The organism is Halobacteriovorax sp. (assembly GCF_041587335.1).
Lineage (GTDB): Bacteria > Bdellovibrionota > Bacteriovoracia > Bacteriovoracales > Bacteriovoracaceae > Halobacteriovorax.
Window position 1 is genome coordinate 1 of sequence record NZ_JBFGYP010000208.1, and the last position, 3,440, is coordinate 3,440.

At 35.5% G+C, this 3,440-nt stretch carries 3 protein-coding genes; 2 read left to right on the top strand and 1 reads right to left on the bottom strand.

What is annotated here, in order from left to right:
* The coding region (locus ABX784_RS16255) for an SMP-30/gluconolactonase/LRE family protein (RefSeq protein WP_372656115.1) at positions 1–831 on the top strand (831 nt) is incomplete at its 5' end.
* A gap of 207 nt (positions 832–1,038) precedes the next feature.
* Positions 1,039–1,923: a hypothetical protein gene (locus ABX784_RS16260; RefSeq protein WP_372656116.1), complete on the top strand. Its 885-nt coding sequence runs from the start codon at positions 1,039–1,041 to the stop codon at positions 1,921–1,923.
* 247 nt (positions 1,924–2,170) lie between these two features.
* Here ABX784_RS16260 and ABX784_RS16265 read toward each other — a convergent pair whose 3' ends face one another.
* Positions 2,171–2,899 carry a hypothetical protein gene (locus ABX784_RS16265; RefSeq protein WP_372656117.1) on the bottom strand — a complete coding sequence of 243 codons (729 nt, stop codon included), beginning with the start codon at positions 2,897–2,899 and terminating at the stop codon, positions 2,171–2,173.
* Positions 2,900–3,440 lie beyond the last annotated feature (541 nt).

The following is a 3,440-nucleotide window of genomic DNA, read 5'->3' on the forward strand; positions in this document are numbered from 1 at the left end:
AAGGGAACTATTAGACTAAATAATCTTCCAGACTGGATCGAAGGTGAATCTCAAGTCATGGGTATTCTAGCTTATAAATCAAATAACCTTTATATTGCACTTGCAAATTATCAAGGTGGAGCGTTAGTAAAAGTTAATACGGAATCATATGAAACCAGTATGTCTGAGGTCTTACTTAGAGACCTAGGGTACGTTAATAGTATTCACCTAGACGAAGCTAATGATAGACTTTTTATTTCTGTTAGTGACAACGGTGAGATCTATGATCTTGATCTTGTAAATGGTGATGTAGACATTATAGAGGGGTTGATATTCCCTAACGGTATGGCCCAAGGAAAAGACGCTGATTGGCTGTACGTATCACAAACTATGGAAAGTAACATTATAAGAATTAATCTTAAAGATACGAGTATTCGAGAGATTGTTTGGGTGGGGGGAGACTCTTTCAACTCTTGGCCAGATGGGCTAACTTACTCAAAGGAACATGATATGTTTCTAGTTGCTGATAATAGATCTGGTGCAATTATTTCTATCACTCCTAGTGGAGAGCTCATCAAACATGTAAAGATGATTGGGAGGGAAGGGAAAACTGCTCCGGCTTCTTTAATCATACATGAAGATAATGTGTTATTTACTGACTTGTGGGTTGCAGATATGCCACTCGTTTTAATTAAAGATTTTATTGATGCCATTAAATATAAGAAAAATGCATATAAAGTTCCACTTACCAATTTCTTACTTCCATCGAAGTCAGAGTTTTCAAAGCAAAAAAACTATACTTACGAATATATAGTGCCAATAGAAAAGGTATTTTCTAACAGTTATTTATAACGATGAGATTTATCTCCTTATGATAAAAATATCATCCGTCTAAGTTTGATGATTTAGGTAAGAAGCTGTCTTGAAAGATCATTTAAGAAAAGGCTTCTTGTTATCTTCTCTGTGAAGATCAAGGCCTTGTAGAAGCAGTTTGTATTGATCATATAATTAGGCTCTCTAAACAGAGAATGTAAGAAAGAGAAACAAAGGTTGCATAGAATGACAAAAATATTAATAGGACTTCTGATTTCCATTTCGACATTTACTACAAGTAGAGCAGAGCTTTTATCATATCAAGAAACTGGTAAACACCCTTTAATTGTTGTTCATGCATCAACTGTCTTTAATGAGAAAGAACGAGGGAAGAAGAGTCTTGATCATTTAATTAACAAATTTAAAAATACACAAAGTGAAGTTTACTACCTCAGTTCAGAAGAAGATTCTCAGAATAGATTACGTTACTGGTATGTTGAAGATAAGGACCCTACGGAAATCATCTATTCATATGGTGGTGAAAATAATATTATTAGCGAAGGTGCAGAGTTTACTGTTGCCGGAGGATTTCTTGGAGCAGGGGTAAGCCCTGATGACCCTTTTCCTGAAGGTAAAGACTTTGTTGGATGCCTCACAAATGCGATCGCAAACTTAATAAGTAACCACTTCAAGCACTATAATCAAGAACTAAAAATTAATATTAGTGTAAACTCTGTCTACACACCAAAAAGAGACGATAAGGAATTAAAAGAGCACTTTTACAATCCTGATGTTAGAGGATTTATTGCTTGGCTTATCACTGATGACGATCGTAGAGCACTAAAAGATTATCCAACTTTAGAACACGATGAATCTAAGCTTCCTTTTGATTTAGAAAAGGTACTTGCTAAGAACTATCAATGTAACTATCAACTAGATAAGGATTGTAGTTATCTCGTTTATGATAGTTTTTGGAATGTTTTTGAAAAGTCTCCCTATTGGAGAATAAACGCTCCTACTTCTGGAACAGGAACTGACGAAAATGTTTCTTATCAAATAAAGAGAAAAGGGAAGTTAATTGCATATATTGGAAATAAAAAGAATAAAGTAATTCTGAATTTCATAGACTAGAGAATTTGACCGACATCGAGTCGAAAATATAATAAAATTTCATATAATATTGGGCCTGTAGAACAGGCCCTTTTTTATTTAAGACTACATTTTAAATCTTATAATCTAACAATAGGAAATGGTTGAGGTGGAGAGTTTCCTCAGAAACTAGCTTACATCTTCAGTGAGGGCTAACTCTCTTGAAGTTTCTTCATCAATAAGGAAAGTTAGATCGCACTGCTATAGCCTTTATCTCGCTCGCTAGGGGCTAATTTCCAAATCCATACTCAATAAGAACATTTATAACTTGGTGAGGAGGATCTTCTTCTTCATTTGCAAGGTCATAGATTGCGAAGTAATTCTTACCAATAATATCGTCAGCATACTTATCAATAAATATCCAAGTCTTTAGAAGGGGACCAGTTTCTGACGTTGCAAGGATTTCACTTTTTACAATCAAAAAAGGAACGCTTTCACTTAGATAGTCAAAGTGTGTACTTCTTGAAGAAACTATTCCAAGATCTAGTCGGTAGATGAAGCTATTAACGCTATCAACTTTAAACTTACCTGCATGAATAGTGATAGAGTCTTGAGCGGGCTTCTTTAGCTCTTTAAAGTTTTCAAAGCTGCCCATCTCTCCACTTTTAGCAATAGGAGTTTCCGAGCGTTTTCCACCCTCTATGAACCAGGCCTCAACCACTTTCCCATCAAGATTTAGTTTTCTATAGAACCATTGAATATCCTCTTCTTCTTGTTCTTCGTATATCACTTTGTAGCGCATGGTGACTGTCTTCTTATCTACGGCAACAACTTCAAAGCGCTTCTTTACGGCGCCTGAGTTGGCATCGTAGATAGCATAGTCTCCAACTTTAGGATTTTTGTGAATAGGGATGATATCTGGTGATGGAATAGAGTGCATGGGTGGAACTAACATGGAGGCGCATGAGCTTAAAAGGATAAGGGTGAGTGCAAAGAAAAGACTTTTAAATTTATCCATAGATCATAGTAATCCCACCAGAGATGAAACAAAAGAACTACGTTTATAATTTTCCCTTAAGTATTAAGATAAGCAAGACTCAACTAAGGTAACCTATCGAATATAGACCACTTGTTTTTTTATACTTGTCTTTGTCTTAGACTCAAAAAAAATTGACTTCCGGTAATTCTGACATGTTTAGTGTTATATCTAAGCTGATTTCTAAATATTTCTAATGTGGGTATGTTCATTGCTATGTCTTAACCTGTGTACTCTTGATTGAGAGCGTGCTTATGCGTCATTGTCTTTTGATGTAAGTGTGTAGATGACTAATTCGCGCTGCGGTAGGTCGATTGTCTACAGGCTGTAAACCAGTCAAAAAAGTCGGCTTTGACTTGCGTCATAGTTGTGTATCCAAAACTATCAAGGTATTTTAAGTTAAAGAATTTAACTTTTTGGGAGAAAGTCATGGAACTCGTGTTTAATGCACAGCAGATTTTACAACGTGGAAAAGGTCTTACATTTGATGATGTCTTAATGATTCCAAGACACTCAGAGATCG

Bases quoted from the DNA above. Each gene is read 5' to 3' on its own strand.
- ABX784_RS16260 (WP_372656116.1), top strand. From the start codon at position 1,039: ATGACAAAAATATTAATAGGACTTCTGATTTCCATTTCGACATTTACT.
- ABX784_RS16265 (WP_372656117.1), bottom strand. From the start codon at position 2,899: ATGGATAAATTTAAAAGTCTTTTCTTTGCACTCACCCTTATCCTTTTA.